The organism is Mycobacterium sp. NGS34, from assembly GCF_059812845.1.
Genome location: NZ_JCALDM010000070.1, coordinates 1 through 324, shown reverse-complemented (window position 1 = coordinate 324; position 324 = coordinate 1). Strand labels below are relative to the sequence as shown.

The window sequence follows — 324 nt, the reverse complement described above, 5'->3', positions numbered from 1 at the left end:
TCAACGAATGCGGCATCACTGTTCGAAAAGTGCTGACAGACAACGGGTCCTGCTACCGATCCCACGCATTCCGCGACGCGCTCGATGACGTCGAGCATCGCTGGACCCGCCCCTATCGTCCTCAGACGAACGGCAAAGTGGAGAGATTTCACCGAACCTTGGCCGACGAATGGGCCTATGCCCGCCTTTACACCAGCGACACCGAGCGCTGCGAACAGTTCCCCATCTGGCTCCACACCTATAATCACCACCGCGGCCACACCGCACTCGGCGGCCAACCACCCGCCACCCGCGTACCTAACCTGTCAGGTCAGAACAGCTAGC

1 protein-coding gene is annotated in these 324 nt (G+C 60.8%); it reads left to right on the top strand.

What is annotated here, in order from left to right; all coding sequences use genetic code 11:
• On the top strand, positions 1 to 323 hold a 323-nt coding region (locus tag AC5Y7V_RS31425), incomplete at its 5' end, for an integrase core domain-containing protein (RefSeq protein ID WP_499883799.1).
• Position 324 lies beyond the last annotated feature (1 nt).